The sequence below is a fragment of the Olleya sp. Ti.3.14 genome (genome assembly GCF_038154885.1).
GTDB lineage: Bacteria > Bacteroidota > Bacteroidia > Flavobacteriales > Flavobacteriaceae > Olleya.
In genome coordinates this window covers 19,172-35,739 of record NZ_JBAKAO010000012.1, presented here as the reverse complement: position 1 = coordinate 35,739, position 16,568 = coordinate 19,172, and the positions used below count along the sequence as shown (strand labels likewise).

Sequence of the window (16,568 nt, the reverse complement as noted above, 5' to 3'; positions counted from 1 at the left end):
AAGGTTGAGATAAGGTTGATTAATACACGCAAATAGTGTTTGCTAAATATACTGTAACTTTGTTTTAGAGATTTTAAAGGAGATTCCTAAAAAGTAATCGTTTTAAGTAGTATTATATAAAATAGAAAAAGCACAATCTAAGATTGTGCTTTTAATTTATTACAGATAATTATCTGTTAAGTAATTACTTATTTACTGCGTTCTACGTCTTTTTACAAATTAGCGTGTCCATAATATTTTTTTCGTAGCCAGAACGAGACTCTCACTAATAAAATCAGCGCAGGAACTTCAACTAAAGGACCAATAACACCAGCAAAAGCTTGTCCAGAATTAAGTCCAAAAACAGCAATAGCGACAGCGATAGCTAGTTCAAAATTATTACCAGCAGCAGTAAAAGCAACAGAAGCGGTTTTATCATATTCTGCACCAGAAGCTTTTGTAAAGAAAAAACCGATAATAAACATCAGTAAAAAATAGATAAGTAATGGTACTGCAACAATTAAAACATCCATTGGTATTTCTACAATTAACTCACCTTTTAACGAAAACATAATGACTATTGTAAATAATAGTGCAATTAAAGTCATAGGAGATATTGTTGGTATAAATGTATTAGTATACCAATCTTCACCTTTTAATTTTACTAAAATTTGTCTACTTAAAATTCCTAAAAGAAAAGGGATTCCTAAATAAATAGCGACACTTTCTGCAATGGTACCTATTGAAATATCTACGATAGCACCTTCAAATCCAAAATAAGGAGGTAATATGGTTATAAAAAGCCAAGCGTAAAAACTATAAGCTAATACTTGAAAAATGCTGTTTAAAGCGACTAAACCTGCACCATACTCGCTACTACCTTCTGCAAGATCATTCCAAACCAAGACCATTGCAATACAACGTGCTAAACCAATTAAAATTAACCCAACCATATATTCGGGATAGTCTTTTAAAAACGTAATAGCCAAAATAAACATTAAAACAGGTCCAATAATCCAGTTTAGAATAAGCGAAATTGACAATATTTTAGTGTTTCTAAAAACCTTTGGTAATAAAGCGTAATTAACTTTTGCTAATGGTGGATACATCATTAAAATTAAACCAATTGCAATTGGGTAATTTGTAGATCCACTACTAAAGGAATTAATAATATCTGGAAAGGTTGGTATAAAATACCCAAGTCCAACACCAATTATCATTGCTACAAATATCCATAGCGTTAGATTTTTATCTAGAAAACTTAATTTTTTTGTAGCCATTTTTATGATTTTATTTGAGAGAAAACAAAAAACATTTCAGTTGCTATTTGCAAACTTCTTTCGTTGTATTTTTCTTCTTGTTGTGGTGTGTTATCAAATGCTTTTGGATCTTCAAAAGTAATAGGTATACGTTGCTCAGCACCAGCAATAAATGGACAACCACCATCTGCTTGACTACAAGTCATAATTGCAGCAAATTGTGATTGCGGATTAAAATTGTCATCTAATGTTTTTGAAAAACCAATAATTGGATGTTCGTTATTAGAATATTTGATTGAATAAATTGGATTTTTATCGTTTGATAGAGCATTTATTTTAAACCCAGATTGGTTTAATGTTTTGATAACCATTGGGTAAACTGCTGTTGCTTCCGTACCACCAGAGTAACAAAATACGTTTTTAATAGCAAAGTAGCTGGCTATTGTTTGTGCCCAAATTTGTGATAAATGACTGCGTCTAGAATTATGTGTACAAATAAAATTAATACGGATGTCTTGGTTATTATTCACCTTTGATTGTATATAATCTGCCAAAGGTTGTAATACTTCTTTTCGTGATTCAGAAATGGTATCAGGTCTTAATTGCTTAATTGTTTTTTCTATGTCTTCAAATAGCATAGGCTGTGTATTAGACTTCATTGTAAGTTGATTTTAAAAAACAGTTTGTATTATATGACAATATATTTTTTGATATTTAAATTAATTCTATTATTAATTAATTCATTGCAATGTTACGATTAATATTTAAACATTCAAATAGATTATATCTCAATTATGTATTAGTTTACATAAAGTTAATCTTAGAATTGTAGTCTGTTAATGGATTTATGCTTTTGTGGTAACGGTTCCGTTTATATCGCAGCTTAATTTAACCGTATTATAAATGGTGCCAAATTTTTCAATATTTTTTTTCAGCAAGTTTACATTTAAATTTTTATCTGTAGTCTCTATTATTAATTGATAGTCTATTTGATCCATTCTTGGTGGTTTGTCTAGACGTACGCCTTGTACTGTAATGTCTGCGGAAGTATATTCAAATTTCATTAAAACAGAAAAGCGTTGTACATTTTTTAAAATACAAGCAGCAAAAGCACTTAAAAATAAATCAGCAGGACTAGCAAGTGTATCGTTAGACTGTGGTGTAGTACCAAAATGTATTGAAGTCTCTTTTATAGTGATTGAAGCGTCCTTATTGGCAAAGGATTTAGCGTTAATACCGTAGGTCATAATTGGTATACTTTATTACTAATGTTTTTAATCTAATATTTGATAATCTATATCCAGTTTGCGCAAGGCTCTTAAAGCAGATCCTGAATTTTTGTCATCTACATCAAAATCGATAGGATCTCCTTCTAATAAGATTTCTGTAAATTGAAAGGCTTGTGCTGCATTAATATCTATTGCAATAGCTTCGATACAATTAGCAATTCCTTTTTTATCAGGTCTAATTGCGTCGCAGGATAAAAGGTTTATTTTCATACTAGTAATTTACTAATTTAAAACCATATACTTTATTAAGTACAAGGTTATTATATATAAAACTCTATTTAGTTTTTGTAAGTGTAACTAAAGCAAAAAAAAGTTGCTAAATCTATTACATGTGTAATATTTATAGCAACTTTAATTTTAAAATTAGTTAGATTTTATTAATTGTACAATCCTTTAATTTTTTTAAGTTTTGTATCCCATAATTGTAAATCATCCTTATGCTTTTTAATGTTTTTATGCACTTCTTTAACTAATGGATTATCTGATTTTACATTTGAGAAAAATTGTAAATTATTTTCAAGTTGAATAATTTCACTTTTAATTTCATCTACTTTTTTCTGGATGTAAAAACGCTCATTGTCAATAGCGCGACTATCATCTCCAGACGCTAATTGATCTAATTTGTTTTCAAATTTTATCAACTCGGCTTCCGTTTTATTTAAGTCCAAAGATTTAAATAATCCATCAAGTGTATCATTAAAGTCGCTTTCTATTTGTCTCTTATTACGTGGCACACGACCTAAAGTTTTCCAACTATTAATTTGTGTTTTTATAGTTGCTAAATCCGTTTTTTGATCTCCAGAAAGTGTCAAGTTTTTAACTTCAGATAGTAAGGCTTCTTTTTGTGTAAAAGCCTCTTCCTCTTCAGCACTAGCTGCATTGCGTTGTTCTTTAATACGATCAAAATAGTGGTTACAAGCACTTTTAAATTGCTTCCATATTTTATCACTATCTTTTCTAGGGACATGTCCAATACGTTTCCAATCACCTTGAATTTTTTTCATCAACTGCGTTGTTGCCTGAAAATCTTCACTGTCTTTATTGTCTTCAGCAATTTTAATTAATTCTAGTTTTTTCTCTAGATTATCGTATTGGTCTTTCTTTAAATTTTTATAAAATTCGTTTTTACGTCTATTAAAACCTCTTACAGCTTCTTTAAATTTAGCCCAAGTTGCTTCGTTAACTTTAACAGGTACTTTACCTGCTTTAAAAAACTCTTCTCTTAAGGCTTCAATTTCTTTAATTTTATTTTGCCAACCACTATGATTCGTGATTTTTTCACTTGCTTTTTCTTCAATAAGCGTGATTATCGCCTGTTTATTTAATAAGTTTTGCTCATAAACAGTGTCCAAATTTTTAAAGTAATCTTGACGCTTAGCGTTAATTTTTTTAGTCGCTTCTTTAAAGCGTTCCCAAATTGGTTCTCTATGTTCTCTAGCTACAGGTCCAAGTTCTTCTTTCCAAATCTTATGTAAATTTTGAAGTTCTCTAAAGGCTCTGTTGGTATTTTCATCGTTAGCTAATGCTTCAGCTTGCTCGATAATTTTAGTTTTAAGCTCTAAATTATGTTCAAAATCTTTATCGCGCAAATCTCTGTCTAAATGTAGTAGGTCGTAAAAACGTTCTACATTAAAATGGTAGCTATTCCAAGCGTTGTTATATTTATCTCTTGGTATTGGACCAGCAGTTTTCCATTGGTCTTGTAACTCTTTAAACTTTTTGTATTTAGTGTTCATAGAGTCTTCAGCATCTTCTGTTAACGCTTTAATACCTTCTATGATGTCTAATCGATTAGTAAGATTTTGCTTGTGGTTTTGTTCTATATTTTTGTAGTGACCACTTAAGCGTTGTCTGTAATCTTTATAGTTATCTTTAAAGCTTTGTTGGATAGGTGTGTGATATCTAAAGTCAATCTCATTACCACCATTACTTAAAAACTCTTCTTTTTTCTCGTCTAAAAGCTCATGAAACTGCTTGTCAAATTCTGTTTTGATGGCATCTACATGTTTTTTAATAGCTTGTACTTTTTCGTTTTTAACCAAACGCTCAAGTTCGATAACCAATTGCTCTAAATTAAGCGATTCGTAATCTTTATCTTCAATGTTGTGTCTGTCAACGTTACCTTCATCTTCAGCATCTTCTGCATTAGAATCTTCAATTTCATTTAAAACATCATCGTTATCTTCTACTTTTGAAGTTACTTCTTGTGGTGTTTCTGGTTGTACGTTTTCAGTGTTTTCTTTCGTTCCATCTGCATTTTGCAGGTTATCTAGCTCTGACATTTTTAAAATGTTTTTAGTTGATATTTATGTATTTAGCTTTTAAAGATAGTGACAAGTTGAAAAACTACCAATAATTTGTTGATTAACTCTTAGTTTAAAGATTTTTATTCCAGATTTTCCAAGATTTTTCTGCCTGAAACACTAACATGTCATAGCCATTTATAGTAGTAGCACCATGGTTTTTGCCATGTTTTAAAAAAACCGTTTGTGATGGATTATAAATTAAGTCGAATAAAATATGTTTTTTAGAAAGTCCACCATATGGAATATTTGGTGCTTCATTTACATCAGGAAACGTCCCAACAGGCGAGCAATTTATAATGATTTGATGGTCATTAATAATAGCTTCCGTTAACGTGTCATAGGTATAACTAACTACTTTTGACTGCTGTCTTGATACAAAATGAAATTGGATGTTTAGTTGTTTTAAAACATAAGCAATTGCTTTGCTGGCTCCTCCTGTACCTAAAATTAAAGCTTTTTTATGATGTTTATTTATGTGTGGTTTGATGCTTTTTTTGAAACCATAAATGTCTGTATTGTAGCCTTTAAGACGTCCTTTTTTAGTGAATTTAATAGTATTTACTGCACCAATTTTTTTTGCTTTTTTATCTAATGAATCTAAAAAGGGAATAATACTTTCTTTATAAGGGATGGTAACATTAAGGCCAGATAATCCTTTGGTTGTTAGTATGTTTGATTTAAAGTTTTCAATATTTTGAATGTCAAAATTTTGGTATTTAGCATCAGTAATATTTTCGTCTTTAAATTTTATTGAAAAATAGTTTTGAGAGAAAGAGTAGGAGATATCTTTACCAATTAATCCATAGTTACGCATGTGATTGCTTTGTTTTTTGTCCATATATTTCTAATGCTAATACGATTGCTATTCCTACTATGGTATAGCATAATGCGATTATAGTTTCGGTATTAAGTTCTGGTAAGTAACGTTCGTAATTTTCAATTATTTTTTGACCTCTAGAATCTACTAAAAATTCGCCTGTAGATTTTGTTTTAAATATGGTATGTTTAAATGGCCACACAACACCTAAGGATCCTACTATAAAACCTATAATTGATGCTAACGTGACATTTTTATAATGTTTTAAAATGTAATTTAATACATGAGAAAAAGTTACCAAACCAACTATTGAGCCTAATGTAAAGACTGCTAGTACTTTTAACATCCTAAGACGTTCTATATTTGCAGTAAAGCTAAAATCACCTATTAATACCTCAGAAAAAGTATCAAATAAAGCATTCACAGAGTCCACTAATAGTAAGACGTAATTGCCTAATAATATTAAGATAAATGAACCTGAAAAGCCAGGTAAAGTCATTCCTGAAACACTAATTATTCCGCAGAAAAAAACAAATATCAGGTTATCATTTTCTGTAGCAGGATCTAGAAAACTAATACCTATTCCTAAAACAGCACCAATGATTAAAGCTAAATATGTTGTGGTTTTCCAATCTTTAAAATCCTTACTTATATAATAAATCGAACCTATAATCATCCCGAAAAAGACACTCCAAACATAGAGTTGGTAGTGCGTAATAAGGTAGTCTAGGATTTTTGAAATACTAAAATAGCTTACTATCATTCCAAAAAATAGTAAGCTTAAAAAACGTCCATTTATATAATGATAAAACGCTTTAAAGCGTCCTTTTAAAAGTAATTTAAAAGCAGTGCCATTTACCCTTTGTAAGGAGTGTATAAACTCTTCGTAAAAACCTGCAACAAATGCTACGACACCACCAGATACACCAGGAACTTTATTAGCAGCTCCCATGCCTAATCCTTTTAAGATTAAGAATAGTTTATCTTTAAATGTGCGTGTGTTTTGCATTTAGCTTGCTTTATTACCTACTTTTTCAAGAATAAAAATAGTTAAAAAACCTGCAATCATCAATCCAATTGCTAAAACTAATTGAGCGTCTGTATTAGCGTTAATTTGAGAATAGGTTGATGGCAGTACACTTTGTTCTAAAACGGTTTTGTAGCTATCAAAATCTAAGCTGTTTTTTTGAAACACACTTAACGTTTGGTAGTCTGAAAGTCCAATAAAATCGACTACAGATCCTGAAGCGTCATCCATTACCGAAATGGTTTTTTTATAAGGCCAAACTTTATTTAACGAACCTAGAATAAAACCGGTTAGAATGGCTAGAGTTGTATTATGGTAATTTTTGAATAGCCATTTTAATACGTGGCTAAAACTAAGCAAACCAACAATTGCTCCAGTTGCAAATAGTGCTATTTTTTTTAAATCAAAGTCATGAAAAGCATCACTTAATGTTTTATATGCTCCTAAAATTACTAATATAAAACTACCAGAAATACCTGGTAAAATCATAGCGCAAATCGCTAATGCTCCAGCAATAAATAAAAAATAGGAGTTGGTATTACTAGCTAAAGATGGTAAACTAGTAATGTAAAATGCAGCTATAGTACCAATAATTAATGCGATAATGGTTTTAGCAGACCATTTATTAATTTGTTTACCAACAAAAAAGATACTAGCTATAATTAAACCAAAAAAGAACGACCATATTAAAACTGGGTGTTGTTCTATTAGGTATTTTGCTAGTCTCATAAACGAAACAAAACTGATAATAATACCTGTTAAAAGCGCTAAAAGAAAGTTACCGTTTAGTTGTTTCCAAAAGGCAAAAAAACCATCTTTTTTTAAGGTCTTTACTAACGTTAGGTTAACACCACTTATAGTTGTAATTAACTCTTCGTAAATCCCAGAGATAAACGCAATGGTACCTCCTGATACTCCAGGAACTGCATCTGCTGCTCCCATAGCAATTCCTTTTAAACTAATAACAAGGTAATCTTTTAAGCGTCTTTGCATAATTTGAGTTTTGTTGGTAACCAAAGGTATGCAAAAATCATTTTATGTTATGATTTATGTAACTTTTTTAACGCGTTTTTAAAGGTCGTAGATTGGTAGACCATTGGAAAAATTTCTTCAATAATAAATATTAGTTCTTCGTCAAAAGTTAATCCGTTTTTTAAGTGGTAGCTTCCTTTTTCAGTTTCTAATAAACCATAGTAAATACCAGCTAGTCTAAATTCAATTTCTGCATCTTCTGGGTAAAATTCTGCTGCCTGAATTAAGTTTAAGCTTGCAGCTTCAGGTTCTCCTAATTGAATTAAAATATCTGCTCTTTGCAACCAAGAGGCTAACTCATAATTTCCAAGTTCTAAAGCTCGCTTATAGCCACGTTCAGATTCTTCTAAAAAGTTTAGTCTGTGGTTTATTTGTGCATATAACTTCCAATAAACAGCGTTGTCTGCATTAATATTAATCGCTTTATTAATATAATATAATGCTTTTTGATAGTTTTTTTGTTTGTTATAAAACTTAGTAATGGCTATCCAACCCTTATCAAGTAATGGGTCTTCCTTTACAGTTTTATAATAATATTGTTTTGCTAAATCTATCTGACCTAGTTTTTCATGACATTGTCCTAATCTTAATAAAGCAAAAGATGTAGGGTCTTCCAATTCTAGGGTTACTGCGTAATTTTCGATTGCTTCATTATAACGCTTTAACTTTTCTAGGACTCTACCTTTTTCAATGTAAGCACCTACAAAAGTGTCGTCTGATATAATAGCAAATTCAAAAGCACTTAAAGATTTTTCGTATTGTTTTATAGTAAAGTATTGCTTACCTAATTGGTGCCAAGCAACTTCACAATATGGGTTTTTATCTAAATAACTGTTTAAAAAGGTGATCGCTTCATCATTTTCATTTAAAAAATCGAAGCAATACATAATGTTGTATAACGCAGAATAGTCATCCATGTCATCCTCTATACAACGCATAAAACTCTGTTTAGCTTCTTCAAAGTTATCTAAAAATAGATATTCCATTCCTATTAAAGAATGTAGTTCTGAGGATTCTTCTGCTAAATCTAAAGCTATATTTAAAACTTTAATCGCGTCTTGATGCTTATCATCTTTAGATAATATATTTGCTTTTTGAATGTATATTTCTTCATTTGAAGGCTCTAATACATACAAGGCATCTAGTAACTGATTCGCTTCTTTTAGCTTATTTTCAAACACATAAATTTCTACCTTAAATAATTTTAGATTAGTAGAGGTAGGGTGTTGCTCTAAGCCTAATTTAATAGCCTTTTTTGCTAGAGATACTTTACCTTGGTTAAGGTAATGGTGTATTATATTTTCAAATTCGTCCGAGTCAAAAAACAACACATTGTTTGTTTTTAACATCGATTCAAATTTGCTAAGCGATACTTTATTAGGTTCTTCTTGACTAAACTCCATAGGCACTGTTTAGGTGTTTCTATTGTAATAAATGTACTGTTCTATTACTTTTTAAATGGCATTTGCCACTTTTGTTTTTAACAAAGTAATCAACAATTACGGGTTTTGATGTGTTTTTGATTGATTGAAAGCGTCTTACTCTTTAATTAGAGTCCGTTATTTTATTTAATAAGTCAATAATAATGCCACACCCTTTAATAATTTCTTCATTACTGATGGTTAAAGGAGGTGTTATGCGTATTGCTTTAGGCTCAAACAGCAGCCAAAAAAGTATTAATCCTTGATTTTGCGCTTGTAGTACCACTTGGTCAGTGACTTTAGCATCTGTTGTAATTGCTGCTAACATCAAACCACGACCTCTAATTTCGGTAATTAAAGGATGTTGTAAGTGTTGCCTGATTAATTGTTCTTTTTCTAAAGCTTGTGACATTAAGTCACTATTTGTAACTTCTTGTAATGTGGCTAAAGCCGAAGCTGCAATTAATGGGTTACCACCAAAAGTTGTAATATGGCTTAGCTTTGGTCCATCCTGAAAGGCATCCATATGCGCCTTAGACGCTGTAAATGCGCCAATTGGTAATCCGCCAGCTAATCCTTTTCCGGTAACGACTATGTCTGGAACCACATTATAATTTTGAAAACCAAATAATTGTCCTGTTCTGCCAATTCCTGGTTGTATTTCGTCTAAAATTAATAGCGCTCCAACGTCCTGACATTTTGCTTTTAATTTGGCTAAATAGTCGTTAGTAGGCTCTATAAAACCAGCTCCACCTTGAATGGTTTCTACTATTACTGCAGCAGTTTTTGTAGTGATATGTTTAAAATGTGGTTGGTAATTAAACGTAATGTGACTAATATCTGGCAGTAATGGTCTAAATGGTGCTTTTCGCTCTTCAAAGTCCATTAAACTTAAAGATCCTAAAGTATTGCCATGATAGGCATTATGGGCTGCAATAATCTGACTACGTCCAGTAACACGTCGTGCTAATTTTATGGCACCTTCAATAGCTTCTGTACCAGAATTTACTAAATATGTAGACGTTAATGGTTCTGGCAAATGATCTGCTATAAATTTACATAAATCTACTGCTGGTTTTTGGACATATTCTCCGTAAACCATAACATGCAAATATTTGTCTGCTTGTTGTTTAATAGCATTTACTACCTTTGGGTGGCTATGTCCTAATGTACATGCAGATACACCTGCAACAAAGTCTAAATAGGCTTTGTTATTAGTGTCGTAAATATAGCTTCCTTTAGCATGAGAAATTTCTAGAGCTAAAGGATATGGCGACGTTTGTGCTTGGTGTTTAAAAAATCTATCCTTCATAACTCCTAATCCTGATCAGTCTTAGATTGTACTATTTGATTAACTGTTTGTTTTTTTGAAGTTGCTTTTTGTAAAGCAGGAGTATTAGTATTTGTATTTAGAAATTTTTTAGGGACATTTCTAGAGGCTTTGGGAGCTTCGTCTTTTTTGTTTAAATTTTTCTTTTCAGCTTCGTCGTCTGCTTTTTTAACACGTCCAATTAAAGCCTCTCCAAAAAACTCTTCACCTTCTTGATAGGCTTCTAGTCCTTTAATAACAGGTAGAGTAAAAGGTGGATCGTCTTTAAATAAATCTTCAACAGATTTTGGACGTTCATCATCTCGCCAATCAAAACCTCTAAGTTTTCTAGCGTTTAATGGTAAATCTTCTTCTGTATAAAGCTTACCTTCAAATTGTAAAAGTTTTCTAAGCTCAACAACTTCTTTTTCTTCAAAATAAATAATAATATCTGAAGATTTTGATTTTTCTATACCTATTAACTCTTGCTTATCATTTCTACTAAAATTAATAGATTCTGCATTTTTAAGTATATCTACTTGCTTGATTTGATTATCATCATCAAACATTCCTATTAAGCGTTTACCAGAAATTTGATTGTATGAGTCCTTACTAATCGTATCCTTACTAATTAAAAAAGCATTATAAAAAACGATGAGTGAATCTAATTTTTCGGTTTTAGGATTTGATTTTAAATGAATTGTGTCACCTGTCATTTGATTGTCCAGATTCCAGAGTATTGGTTTTCTTGCAGCCGAAAACGCATCGCCTTTATTTAATCGTTTTAAATTAATTAACTGTGTTAGTCCTGTTTTATGGTCTGCATGAATCGAATCTGCTTTGGCACTAATATCTGATTTATATACTTTACCATTGTAATAGCCTCTAGTAATACGATGTTCTGGTTTACCTGTAACCATCAACGTGTCTGCATGCATGTATATACTATCTTTTTCTTGGATAGTTATTGCTAAAGCGCGTTTGGTAATAAACACAGAGTCTTTAGCACGATAAACTTCTGCATAATGTCCTTTAATGATACTACTATTTATAGTGTCTGTAACGGTTATATTATTAGTTGCTGACGCAAAATTTAGTCTTCTGTCAAAATGCAAACTATCACCAACAATAACACGATTATCGTAGTCTATTCTTGAGTTTCGGACAAAATAGCCAGTGTCGTTTGTGGTGTCGTAAAAACCACGTTCGCTGTAAATTTTGCTACTATCACCAACTATTGTTGAAGGACCATACATGTAGGCATGACCATTATCAGAATAGTAATCCAGGGTTTTTGTGTTAAGCTCGTAATCTGGATTGACAAGTTTGACGCTATCTACAAAACGGTATTTTTTGTCATTCATATAATAACGACCAATACGACTTGTAATCGTCCCAGATGAGTCCCTTACAACTTTACCTCCAGATTTATAATAGGATTCTTGTTTTGCTCTGTTAAAGTATAGCGTATCAGATGTTATAGTAGATTGAGGATCTGTCAATACCACATCTCCACTTGCAAACGCTAATTGTGTTTTACCAGAATACTCCACGTATTTTGACGTTAAGTTTATGGTGTCACCTTGCTTCATGTTTACATTTCCGTAGGCTTCAACAAAATCTTCTTTACCATAAAATATGGCTTTGTCGCAAAACATATCAATACCATCATGGTAAATATGAACTTGACCTTGATCACTTCTGGTTAGGATACTTGCTCCTGGAAAGTTTTCTTCGTCAATATCACCAAATGCACCAGAGTCTTTAATCTCGATGGTTTTTTGTTGTGCTATTCCTAACTGCATTGTAAGCATTAAGAATAAAAAATATATGTGTTTATTAATTTTCAAGATGTCATGGTTTGGCACAAAAATAACGATTTAATAGACTTAGTATTATCTATTAGGAATTATTTAAGATGAAAAAACCTGCTATTATATTGAATAGCAGGTTGGTAATTTTAATTTATTTTTTAATTACATAAAAATAGTCTGTTTTCTGTCTGGTCCAACAGATACTATTTTAATAGGAATTTCTAATTCTTCTTCTAAAAATGCGATATAATCATTTAGCGCTTTTGGTAATTGAGAAGCTTCACTCATTTTAGTTAAGTCTTCGCTCCAACCTTTAAACTCTGTATAAATAGGTTCTACATTTTCAGGTTCTATGTTAAACGGTAAATGTTTAATCGTTTCTCCTTTATATTTGTAAGCAGTTGCTACCTTTAAAGTTTCAAAACCAGATAAAACATCACTTTTCATCATCATTAATTGTGTAACACCATTAACACGACAAGTGTATTTTAAAGCCACTAAGTCTAACCATCCACAACGTCTAGCACGACCTGTTACAGCTCCAAATTCTTGACCAACTCTAGCCATTTCTTCTCCATCTTTATCAAACAACTCTGTTGGAAAAGGTCCAGAACCTACACGTGTTGTGTATGCTTTAAAAATACCAAAGACTTCTTTAATTTGGTTTGGAGCAATACCTAAACCAGTACAAGCTCCTGCTGCAGTTGTATTACTTGAAGTTACAAATGGATAGGTACCAAAATCGATATCTAAAAGCGATCCTTGAGCACCTTCGGCTAAAATAGTTTTACCATCTTTTAGTGATTGATGTAAATAGGCTTCGCTATCTATAAATTGTAATTCTTTAAGTTTTTCAATAGACTCAAAAAATTCAACTTCCATTTCTTCTAAATCGTACTGTACGTCTACATTATAAAATGCAATCATAGCTTCATGCTTATTAGCTAAAGCTCTGTATTTTTCTTTCCAGCTATCTAGTTCTAGATCACCAACTCTAATACCGTTTCTACCAGTTTTATCCATGTATGTTGGACCAATACCTTTTAAAGTAGAACCAATTTTAGCTTTACCTTTAGAGGCTTCGCTAGCTGCATCTAATAAACGATGTGTTGGTAAAATTAAGTGTGCTTTTCTAGATACAATTAGTTTGGCTTTATAATCAACATCAAATTGGTCTAAACCTTCTAATTCTTTAATAAAAACAACTGGATCAACTACTACACCATTTCCAATAACATTCATAGCATCTTTATGAAAAATTCCTGAAGGTATAGTACGTAGTACGTGTTTTATTCCGTCAAATTTAAGTGTATGTCCTGCATTTGGACCACCCTGAAAACGTGCTATGATATTGTAATTTGAAGTTAAAACGTCGACAATTTTTCCTTTGCCTTCATCTCCCCATTGTAAACCAAGTAGTAAATCTACTGCCATTTTTAATTAGTTGTGTTGTTATTATTTTTTTTTCGATTTCCGTAAAAATATAGTGAGTGCTTAGAGATTTCGATATCAAAGACTTCTTCAATTGTTTTTTTAATTGCCTGAATTCTTGGATCACAAAATTCTATAACTTCTCCTGTATCTTGAAGTATAACATGGTCATGTTGTTTATCAAAATAAGACTTTTCGTAATGTGCTTGATTTTTACCAAACTGGTGTTTTCTAACTAAGCCGCAATCTAGAAGCAGCTCGATAGTATTGTATAACGTAGCACGACTAACACGATACTTCTTGTTTTTCATGTTTAGATATAGGGATTCTATATCAAAATGTTCATCGTTAGAATAGATTTCTTGAAGTATAGCGTAACGTTCTGGTGTTTTTCTATGACCATTCGCTTCTAAAAAAGAAGTGAATACGTTTTTTACAATCTCTTGATTTTTTATATCTGTTTTTGCGCTCATAAATACCAAGCAAATTTACATCTTTTTTTGAGGTTGCAATCATAAAACTTAGACTTTACTTTAAGTGTTATTAGACAGTTATTAACAACATTAATTTAAACCCGAGTTACCTTGTCTATACCGTTAAGTTTTTTAAGATTATCCATTAGCTTTTTAAGCATGGATTTGTTACGTACAATAACATTTATTTTTCCTTTAAAGATACCGTCATCACTCTGAAAACTAATACTATTCATGTTGACGTGCATGTTGGATGAGATGACTTTAGTAATGTGATTAACTAGTCCTAAATTGTCTATTCCAGATAAAATAATCTGTGCAGCAAACTCTTGTTGTGACGAGTCTATCCATCTTGCCTGAATGATACGATAGGCATAATTAGATTGCAAACTTATCGCATTTGGGCAATTTTTTTTATGCACTTTAATACCATCGTTTATGGTAATAAAGCCAAATACTGCGTCTCCAGGAATTGGATTACAACAATTAGCTAATTTGTAATCTAGTTTTTCTTCTTCTTTACCAAAGACTAATAGGTCATATTTATTAGTAATTTCATCTTTATTGACTTCTTCTGGAGATATAGTTTGTTTTCTGGTAATTTTATTTTTGAAAAAACTCATCAAAGCATTGCTACGTGAAGCAGCATATTCCTTAAGCATCGTGTTATCAATATTACCTGTGCCTACACGGTAAAACAAATCTAAACTAGTTTTTAAATGAAAATGGCTTACCATTTCATTAACCGATTTTTCATTAAGCGTAATTTTAAGTTGTTTTAATTTACGTCTTAAAATTTCTTTTCCTTCTTCGGCTATTACTTTAGTATCTTCTTTTAATAACGATTTAATTTTACCTCTAGCTCTTGCTGTGGTTGCGTAATCTAACCAGTTAGGATTAGGTTTTGCGTTTTCTGAAGTGATAATATCTACTTGGTCACCACTACTTAATTCGTGACTTAAAGGCACTAGTTTTCCGTTTACTTTGGCGCCTCTAGTTTTTTTACCAACTTCTGTGTGTATACTAAATGCAAAGTCTAAAGGTGTAGCGCCTTTAGGTAAGGACTTTAATTCTCCTTTAGGTGTAAAAACAAAAATTTCTTTAGAATACAGGTTTAGTTTAAATTGCTCTACAAAATCGACTGCATTGGTAGACGCATTTTCTAGCGCTTCCTGCAAACGATTAATCCACATGTCTAAATTATCCTCTTTGTCTTCGGCATTTTTATATTTATAGTGTGCAGCATAACCTTTTTCGGCTATTTCATTCATACGCTCACTACGTACTTGTACTTCTACCCATCGTCCTTTTGGTCCCATTACAGTAATGTGTAAAGCTTCATAACCAGTAGATTTTGGAGAGGATATCCAATCACGTAATCGGGTTGGGTTAGGTCTAAAATGGTCGGTTACAATGGAGTAGATTTTCCAGGCTAGAAATTTTTCGTTTTCACGATCACTTTTGTATATAATTCGGACAGCAAATTTGTCGTAAACCTCATCAAATGTAACGCCTTGTTTGTCCATTTTGCGTTTAATAGAAAATATGGATTTAGGTCGTCCTTTTATAGTGTAGTTTAAGCCTTCTTTGTCTAAGGATTTTTTTATAACATCATTAAATTCGGTTATATAAGCATCTTGTTCTTCCTTACTTTCTTTAATTTTATTAAGAATTTTGTTGTAAGTGTCAGGTGCTGTGTATTTTAATCCTAAGTCTTCTAATTCTGTTTTAATATTATATAATCCAATTCTATGCGCTAAAGGAGCATAAATGTACAGGGTTTCGGATGCTATTTTTTCTTGTTTATCAGGACGCATGCTGTCCATGGTTTGCATGTTGTGCAAACGGTCTGCTATTTTTATAATGATAACTCTAACGTCGTCATTTAAAGTTAGTAGCATTTTTCTAAAGTTTTCGGCTTGTAAAGACACGTCCATGTCTTTTTCTTTACTTAAAGACGAAATTTTTGTCAAGCCATCTACAATTTTAGAAACGGTAGATCCAAATAAATCTTCGATATCTTTAATGGTGTAGTTTTCGTTATCCTCAACCACATCATGTAGTAACGCAGCAGCAATAGATGTTGCATCTAGACCAATTTGTTGCGCAACAATTTTGGCAACAGCAATAGGATGGAAGATGTAGGCTTCTCCACTTTTTCTGCGTTGTGGACGATGCGCTTCAACAGCTACGTCAAATGCTTTTCGTATTAGTTTTTTGTCCTCTGTAGACAATGTGCGATAACTAACTTTTAACAGTTGTTTATACGCTTTGGCAATGTCTGCATTTTCTTTTTCAATATCGATTTCTGTCATAGATTGCTCTCCTTCATTTAAAATAGAATGAATACTAAAAATACTACAAAATTATGAATAGACAACACACATTTGTCTAATTTTGATTAAAACTGA

At 31.6% G+C, this 16,568-nt stretch carries 14 protein-coding genes; all 14 read right to left on the bottom strand.

Going from position 1 to position 16,568, the window contains the following annotated elements; translation table 11 throughout:
- Positions 1-212: 212 nt before the first annotated feature.
- Positions 213-1,259, bottom strand: a complete 1,047-nt coding sequence (arsB, locus tag V6251_RS13985; RefSeq protein ID WP_341588806.1) for an ACR3 family arsenite efflux transporter — start codon at positions 1,257-1,259, stop codon at positions 213-215.
- 2 nt (positions 1,260-1,261) lie between these two features.
- Positions 1,262-1,897: a protein-tyrosine-phosphatase gene (locus tag V6251_RS13980; RefSeq protein ID WP_341588805.1), complete on the bottom strand. Its 636-nt coding sequence runs from the start codon at positions 1,895-1,897 to the stop codon at positions 1,262-1,264.
- Positions 1,898-2,083: 186 nt separating this feature from the next.
- Positions 2,084-2,485 carry an OsmC family protein gene (locus V6251_RS13975; RefSeq protein ID WP_341588804.1) on the bottom strand — a complete coding sequence of 134 codons (402 nt, stop codon included), beginning with the start codon at positions 2,483-2,485 and terminating at the stop codon, positions 2,084-2,086.
- Between the two features lie 27 nt (positions 2,486-2,512).
- The gene (locus tag V6251_RS13970) at positions 2,513-2,737 is read right to left on the bottom strand and encodes a hypothetical protein (RefSeq protein ID WP_145000449.1); all 225 of its coding nucleotides are present in this window, start codon (positions 2,735-2,737) and stop codon (positions 2,513-2,515) included.
- A 167-nt stretch (positions 2,738-2,904) separates the two neighbouring features.
- Entirely contained in the window at positions 2,905-4,809 is a 1,905-nt protein-coding gene (locus V6251_RS13965; protein ID WP_341588803.1) for a DUF349 domain-containing protein, read from the bottom strand.
- Between the two features lie 94 nt (positions 4,810-4,903).
- Complete coding sequence (locus V6251_RS13960) at positions 4,904-5,671, bottom strand: shikimate dehydrogenase family protein (RefSeq protein WP_341588802.1); 768 nt, start codon at positions 5,669-5,671, stop codon at positions 4,904-4,906.
- Complete coding sequence (locus V6251_RS13955; RefSeq protein ID WP_341588801.1) at positions 5,640-6,659, bottom strand: DUF368 domain-containing protein; 1,020 nt, start codon at positions 6,657-6,659, stop codon at positions 5,640-5,642. Before V6251_RS13955 ends, V6251_RS13960 begins: the two co-directional genes overlap by 32 nt.
- Positions 6,660-7,670: a DUF368 domain-containing protein gene (locus V6251_RS13950; RefSeq protein WP_341588800.1), complete on the bottom strand. Its 1,011-nt coding sequence runs from the start codon at positions 7,668-7,670 to the stop codon at positions 6,660-6,662. It abuts the gene before it with no gap.
- Between the two features lie 47 nt (positions 7,671-7,717).
- Positions 7,718-9,112, bottom strand: a complete 1,395-nt coding sequence (locus tag V6251_RS13945; protein WP_341588799.1) for a tetratricopeptide repeat protein — start codon at positions 9,110-9,112, stop codon at positions 7,718-7,720.
- Positions 9,113-9,254: 142 nt separating this feature from the next.
- Positions 9,255-10,442 (bottom strand): aspartate aminotransferase family protein, encoded by a 1,188-nt coding sequence (locus tag V6251_RS13940; protein ID WP_341588798.1) that lies wholly within the window; start codon positions 10,440-10,442, stop codon positions 9,255-9,257.
- 5 nt (positions 10,443-10,447) lie between these two features.
- Positions 10,448-12,244: an OstA-like protein gene (locus V6251_RS13935; RefSeq protein ID WP_341588797.1), complete on the bottom strand. Its 1,797-nt coding sequence runs from the start codon at positions 12,242-12,244 to the stop codon at positions 10,448-10,450.
- A 171-nt stretch (positions 12,245-12,415) separates the two neighbouring features.
- Complete coding sequence (locus V6251_RS13930; protein WP_341588796.1) at positions 12,416-13,687, bottom strand: adenylosuccinate synthase; 1,272 nt, start codon at positions 13,685-13,687, stop codon at positions 12,416-12,418.
- A gap of 2 nt (positions 13,688-13,689) precedes the next feature.
- A complete protein-coding gene (locus tag V6251_RS13925) occupies positions 13,690-14,157 on the bottom strand; it encodes a Fur family transcriptional regulator (RefSeq protein ID WP_028282732.1) in 468 nt (155 codons plus the stop codon).
- Between the two features lie 95 nt (positions 14,158-14,252).
- A complete protein-coding gene (locus V6251_RS13920; RefSeq protein WP_341588795.1) occupies positions 14,253-16,472 on the bottom strand; it encodes a RelA/SpoT family protein in 2,220 nt (739 codons plus the stop codon).
- Positions 16,473-16,568 lie beyond the last annotated feature (96 nt).

Excerpts from the sequence above, each read along its gene's own strand:
- V6251_RS13930 (WP_341588796.1), bottom strand. The coding sequence starts at position 13,687 with ATGGCAGTAGATTTACTACTTGGTTTACAATGGGGAGATGAAGGCAAA.
- V6251_RS13940 (WP_341588798.1), bottom strand. The coding sequence starts at position 10,442 with ATGAAGGATAGATTTTTTAAACACCAAGCACAAACGTCGCCATATCCT.
- V6251_RS13970 (WP_145000449.1), bottom strand. The coding sequence starts at position 2,737 with ATGAAAATAAACCTTTTATCCTGCGACGCAATTAGACCTGATAAAAAA.
- V6251_RS13960 (WP_341588802.1), bottom strand. The coding sequence starts at position 5,671 with ATGGACAAAAAACAAAGCAATCACATGCGTAACTATGGATTAATTGGT.
- V6251_RS13925 (WP_028282732.1), bottom strand. The coding sequence starts at position 14,157 with ATGAGCGCAAAAACAGATATAAAAAATCAAGAGATTGTAAAAAACGTA.
- V6251_RS13975 (WP_341588804.1), bottom strand. The coding sequence starts at position 2,485 with ATGACCTACGGTATTAACGCTAAATCCTTTGCCAATAAGGACGCTTCA.
- V6251_RS13945 (WP_341588799.1), bottom strand. The coding sequence starts at position 9,112 with ATGGAGTTTAGTCAAGAAGAACCTAATAAAGTATCGCTTAGCAAATTT.
- V6251_RS13980 (WP_341588805.1), bottom strand. The coding sequence starts at position 1,897 with ATGAAGTCTAATACACAGCCTATGCTATTTGAAGACATAGAAAAAACA.
- arsB (WP_341588806.1), bottom strand. The coding sequence starts at position 1,259 with ATGGCTACAAAAAAATTAAGTTTTCTAGATAAAAATCTAACGCTATGG.
- V6251_RS13950 (WP_341588800.1), bottom strand. The coding sequence starts at position 7,670 with ATGCAAAGACGCTTAAAAGATTACCTTGTTATTAGTTTAAAAGGAATT.
- V6251_RS13935 (WP_341588797.1), bottom strand. The coding sequence starts at position 12,244 with ATGCAGTTAGGAATAGCACAACAAAAAACCATCGAGATTAAAGACTCT.
- V6251_RS13955 (WP_341588801.1), bottom strand. The coding sequence starts at position 6,659 with ATGCAAAACACACGCACATTTAAAGATAAACTATTCTTAATCTTAAAA.
- V6251_RS13920 (WP_341588795.1), bottom strand. The coding sequence starts at position 16,472 with ATGACAGAAATCGATATTGAAAAAGAAAATGCAGACATTGCCAAAGCG.
- V6251_RS13965 (WP_341588803.1), bottom strand. The coding sequence starts at position 4,809 with ATGTCAGAGCTAGATAACCTGCAAAATGCAGATGGAACGAAAGAAAAC.